The organism is Kitasatospora sp. NPDC059812 (assembly GCF_042732075.1).
Taxonomy (GTDB): domain Bacteria; phylum Actinomycetota; class Actinomycetes; order Streptomycetales; family Streptomycetaceae; genus Kitasatospora.
The window spans coordinates 100,590-105,027 of the sequence record NZ_JBHWIO010000021.1; the positions used below are offsets into that span (position 1 = coordinate 100,590).

The window sequence follows — 4,438 nt, forward strand, 5'->3', positions numbered from 1 at the left end:
CGGGGGGGGGGGGGGGGGGGGGGGGTGGGGGGGGGGGGGGTTCGCGTTGTGGCGGGGGTCACCGGGGGGGGCGGGGGGGGGGCGGCCCCCCCCGCCCAGACCCGGTGTCCTTCGCGGGGGCCGGAAATCTGGTGTCCTTCGCGGGCAATCCGCGCCGGGTGCGGCTTCGAACGCCTGACGTCGCCGTGTTCCGTCGGCCCGGCCGGGTGTCCGTCCGGCCGGGATTCCCTGGAGGTCGTGCCATGCCCACCGTCCACTGGCCGGGGCCGTCGCCCGTGCGTTGCGAGCGCGAGGCGGCCGGATGAGCACGGTCGTTCACCTGTCCGGGCCGGGGCGTCCGGGCACCGACCTCAAGGAGTTGCTGAGCAGGACCGCGCGCGGCGACCGGGAGGCGTTCGGCCGGCTGTACGACGCGGTGGCGGGCCCGGTGCTGGGGCTGGTCCGCCGGGTGCTGCGGGATCCGGCGCAGTCCGAGGAGGTCGCGCAGGAGGTGATGCTGGAGGTGTGGCGCACCTGCGCCCGCTACCGGCCCGAGCGCGGGGAGGTGCTGGCGTGGGTGCTGACCATCGCCCACCGCCGCGCCGTGGACCGGGTGCGGGCGGCGCAGGCGGCCGCCGACCGCGACCAGCGGGCCGCCGCCGCCTCGCACGTGCCGGCGTTCGACGAGGTCGCCGAGCAGGTCGAGGGGCGGCTGGAACGCGAGCAGGTGCGGCGCTGCCTGAAGGGGCTGACCGAGTTGCAGCGGGAGTCGATCACGCTGGCCTACTACCGCGGGTACACCTACCCGCAGGTCGCCGAACTGCTCGGCACCCCGCTGGGCACCGTCAAAACCCGGATGCGCGACGCGCTGATCCGGCTGCGCGACTGCCTGGGAGTGGGAGCATGAGCGGCGCCGACCTGCACACGCTGACCGGCGCCTACGCCGCGCACGCCCTCGACGCGGACGAGCGCGCGCAGTTCGAGCGCCACCTGGCGCAGTGCCCGGCCTGCGCCCGGGAGGTGGCCGAGTTCACGGCGACGCTGGCCAGGCTTGGCGCCGCGCAGGCCGTCGCGGTGCCCGGGGAGCTGAAGTCGCGGGTGATGGACGCGCTGGACACCGTCCGGCAGGAGGCCCCGCGCGCCGCGGCCGGGCCCGACGGCGCCCGGCGCCCCGGGCGGCTCGCCCGCGGCTGGCCGCGGCTGGCGCTGGCGGCCTGTCTGGCGGCGGCCGCGGCCCTCGGCGGCGTGGCCGTCCAGCAGCACCGGGAGGCGGACCGGGCCAGGGCCCTCGCCGCCGCGCTGCAGCGGCACCAGGACCAGGTCACCGGGCTGCTGGCGGCACCCGACGCCCGGCGGGCGAGCGGCCCGGCGGCCGGCGGCACCGGCAGCGGGGCGGTGGTCTGGTCGCACGGCCGGGGCCGTGCCGTCCTCCTGTCCTCCGGCCTGCCCGCCCCGGCGGACGGCACGGCGTACGAGCTGTGGTTCGACGACGGCGCCGCGATGCGCCCGGCGGGGCTGATGCCCCGGGGCGACGGCGCGTTCCTGCTGGACGGCCCCCTGGACGGTGCGCGCGGCATCGGCGTCACGGTGGAGCCCTCGGCCGGCTCCGCTCACCCCACGGGGGCGCCGGTCCTGCTGATCCCGTTCACCTGAGCGGCCGAACCGGGTCGGGCGGAAGGCCGGGTCGGCCAGGTCGGTCAGGTCGGGGTCAGGTGACGGTGACGGTGCCGTGCACGGATTCGGCACCGGGCGGGTGACGGCCTGCCGCGCGATGCCCGTGGACGGCGAATTCACCGCTACGCGTGACGCGGCTGAACACTCCGGACGGGCCCGGGCCGACCCCCGGGGGCGCCCCGGGTGCCCTTGAGCGGCCTCAGCGCGGCCCCGGCTCTGGCCAGGAGGTGTCACCCGGCCAGAGCAATTTCACCCGATCGGGGGGTATCCGGACTCGCACCCATCCGGTGGAGCCGGACCGCCGAATGAGGACCGTGACCGATGAGACGAGCAGCAGCCCGCCGGGCGCCCTCCCCCGAGCACGCCCCCGTGCCGCCGGGCCGGCCGTCGCGGCGTTGTGCGGGCTGGCGGCCGCCGCCGCGGCCGTGGGAGCCGGCGAGGCGGCGGCGGCGTTCACCCGCCCCCAGGCCTCACCGGTGGTGGCGATCGGCTCGGCGGCGATCGACCTCGCGCCCACCGCCGTCAAGGCGTGGGCGGTCCAGCGGTTCGGCACCGGCGACAAGGCGGTCCTGCTGGGCGGGATCTACACCGTCATGGGCCTCGCGGCCGCGGCCCTCGGCGTGCTGGCCGGACGCCGTCGCGGCGCGGCCGCCGCCCTGTTCGCGGCCTTCGGCGGCCTCGGCGCCTGGGCCGCGCTGGCCCGCCCGCAGGCCGTCCCCACCGACCTGCTGCCCTCCGCCGCCGCGGCCGGCGGCGCGGTCGCCGTGCTGTGGTGGCTGACCGGCCCCACCCTCTCCCTTGGCCCTTTCCTTGGCCCTTCCCGGCGCTCCGGCGCGGTCCGGCCGGCCGGGCCCGAGCGGCGGCGCGTCCTGGCGGCCGGCGCCACGATCGGCGCGGCCGCCGCCCTCGGCACGGCCGGACGCGTCCTGTCCGACCGACGCGGCGACGTCAGCGCGGCCCGCGCCGCCGTCCGCCTGCCGCCGCCGCTGCACCCGGCGCCGCCACTGCCGCGCGCCGTCGGCGCCACGGTCCCCGGCCTGCCCCCGTTCATCACCCCCACCGCCGACTTCTACCGCGTCGACACCGCCCTGACCCTGCCGCGCATCGACCCGCGCGCCTGGTCGCTGCGGCTGCACGGCCTGGTCGACCGCCCACTGCTGATCGGCTTCGACGACCTGCTCGCCCTCGGGCTGGAGGAGCTGGACCACACCCTGTCCTGCGTCTCCAACGAGGTCGGCGGCCCCTACGCGGGCACCACCCGCTGGCTCGGCGCCTCGCTGCCCGCCCTGCTGCGCCGCGCCGGCGTCCGCTCCGGCGCCGAGCAGCTCGTCGGCCGCTCGCAGGACGGCATGACGATCGGCACCCCGGTCGAGACGCTCCTCGACGGACGCCGGGCGCTGCTCGCGGTGGCGATGAACGGCGAGGCGCTGCCCGTCGAACACGGCTTCCCCTGCCGCACGGTGGTGCCCGGCCTCTACGGCTACACCTCGGCCACCAAGTGGCTCGTCGACCTGGAGGTGACCACCTTCACCGCCCGCGACCCGTACTGGGTGCGGCGCGGCTGGGACCGCACCGGCGAGGTCCGCACCGCCTCGCGGATCGACGTGCCCGCGCCGTTCGCCCGCGTGCCGCCCGGCGACGTGACGGTGGCCGGCACCGCCTGGGCCACCCACCGCGGCATCGCCGCCGTCGAGGTGCGCGTCGACGGCGGGCCCTGGCGGCAGGCCGAACTGGCCGCCGACGCCGGGCCCGACCTGTGGCGCCAGTGGACCCACACCTGGACCGGCGCCGCCCCCGGGACCCACCGCCTTGAGGCCCGCGCCACCGACGGCACCGGGGCCGTCCAGCCCGCCACCCGCACACCCCCCTACCCCTCGGGCGCGACGGGCTGGCACAGCGTCGTCGTCACCGTCACCTGACCCCACCTCACGACCTCCCCACCCCTTCGGCATCCGGGATCCGCCCGATGCCCCCTGACAGGAGAATCCGTCCATGAACACGACCGTCCTGGTCCGCAAGCCCTTCGCCGCCGTCCTCGCCGCCGGCCTGCTGGCCGCCGCCCTGAGCGCGTGCAGCAACAGCGGCGGCGACGCGAAGTCCTCGGACACGGCCAAGAACACCACCGCGGCCGCCGCACCCCAGCCGTCCAGTGCCCAGGCTTCCGGTGCCCAGGCCGCCGAGCAGGTGACGTCCGGGCAGCCGTTCGGCACCGCGTGCGCGGCCGTCCCCAAGGACGGGGCGGGCAGCTTCACCGGCATGGCCAAGGACCCGGTCGCCACCGCCGCCTCCAACAACCCGCTGCTGTCCACCCTCGTCACCGCCGTCAAGCAGGCCGGCCTGGTGGACACCCTCAACTCCGCGAAGAACATCACCGTCTTCGCCCCCACCAACGACGCCTTCGCCAAGCTCCCGAAGAAGGACCTCGACGCCGTCCTCGCCGACAAGGACAAGCTCACCAAGATCCTCACCTACCACGTCGTCCCCCAGCGCCTGGCTCCCGCGGCACTCGCCGGCGGGCACAAGACCCTGGCCGCCGACGACCTCACCGTGACCGGCGCCGCCCCGGACTTCACCGTCAACTCCGCCGCCAAGGTGCTGTGCGGCGACATCCAGACCGCCAACGCCACCGTCTACATCGTCGACACCGTCCTGATGCCCGCCTCCTGACCTGGCATCAGCCCATGAACCGCGGCCCCCGACGAACAACCCCCCGGTAGCCGGGGGCCGCGCCCCCCGCCCCCCGCGCCGGGGCGCGGGGGCCGCGGCGCGCGAGGGGGGGGGGCGC

General features: G+C 77.3%; 4 protein-coding genes. All 4 read left to right on the plus strand.

Features of this window, described 5'->3' with window-relative positions:
- Window positions 1-301 precede the first annotated feature (301 nt).
- The 4 genes from sigK to ACFV6D_RS14125 all read left to right on the plus strand — a co-directional run bounded on the left by sigK (window position 302) and on the right by ACFV6D_RS14125 (window position 4,320).
- Window positions 302-886: an ECF RNA polymerase sigma factor SigK gene (gene sigK, locus ACFV6D_RS14110; RefSeq protein ID WP_063352900.1), complete on the plus strand. Its 585-nt coding sequence runs from the start codon at window positions 302-304 to the stop codon at window positions 884-886.
- Complete coding sequence (locus ACFV6D_RS14115; protein WP_380559836.1) at window positions 883-1,632, plus strand: anti-sigma factor domain-containing protein; 750 nt, start codon at window positions 883-885, stop codon at window positions 1,630-1,632. Before sigK ends, ACFV6D_RS14115 begins: the two co-directional genes overlap by 4 nt.
- Before the next feature lie 326 nt (window positions 1,633-1,958).
- Entirely contained in the window at window positions 1,959-3,572 is a 1,614-nt protein-coding gene (locus tag ACFV6D_RS14120; RefSeq protein WP_380559838.1) for a molybdopterin-dependent oxidoreductase, read from the plus strand.
- Window positions 3,573-3,645: 73 nt separating this feature from the next.
- The gene (locus ACFV6D_RS14125) at window positions 3,646-4,320 is read left to right on the plus strand and encodes a fasciclin domain-containing protein (RefSeq protein ID WP_380559839.1); all 675 of its coding nucleotides are present in this window, start codon (window positions 3,646-3,648) and stop codon (window positions 4,318-4,320) included.
- Window positions 4,321-4,438: the final 118 nt, after the last annotated feature.

Coding starts and splice junctions, on each gene's coding strand:
- ACFV6D_RS14115 (WP_380559836.1), top strand. CDS start 883: ATGAGCGGCGCCGACCTGCACACGCTGACCGGCGCCTACGCCGCGCAC.
- ACFV6D_RS14120 (WP_380559838.1), top strand. CDS start 1,959: ATGAGGACCGTGACCGATGAGACGAGCAGCAGCCCGCCGGGCGCCCTC.
- ACFV6D_RS14125 (WP_380559839.1), top strand. CDS start 3,646: ATGAACACGACCGTCCTGGTCCGCAAGCCCTTCGCCGCCGTCCTCGCC.
- sigK (WP_063352900.1), top strand. CDS start 302: ATGAGCACGGTCGTTCACCTGTCCGGGCCGGGGCGTCCGGGCACCGAC.